This is a genomic window from Streptomyces sp. P17, from assembly GCF_032436805.1.
Lineage (GTDB): Bacteria > Actinomycetota > Actinomycetes > Streptomycetales > Streptomycetaceae > Streptomyces.
The window spans coordinates 1-259 of the sequence record NZ_JAVRBF010001068.1 but is presented as its reverse complement, the minus strand read 5'-3'; the positions used below and the strand labels follow the sequence as shown (position 1 = coordinate 259).

Below are 259 nucleotides of genomic sequence, written 5' to 3'. Positions count from 1 at the left end.
ATCCGTTCGTAGTAACTAACCGACAGAACCATCGGTTCGCCAGCATGCCATACGATGGTTACGGACTCCCCGATCGTAGGAAACGCAAGGAGTTTCTTGAAGATGATTTCGGCTAACTCAAACGTCAGCCGCTTCTTCGAGGATCGATGGGGCAGATAGCAATAAGTACAATCGATGTTGCAAAAGGGCGTTGGCTGAAGAACCAAAAGGCTGGTTTGGCAATACTCCATTTACCGCAACCTCGCGGGGCACGCGACCC

General features: G+C 51.4%; 1 protein-coding gene. It reads right to left on the bottom strand.

All coding sequences use genetic code 11. The annotated features are described in order from the left end of the window. Positions 1-230, bottom strand: a 230-nt coding sequence (locus tag RMT89_RS46365) for a radical SAM protein (protein ID WP_399499048.1), incomplete at its 3' end; no start/stop codon positions are given. Positions 231-259: the final 29 nt, after the last annotated feature.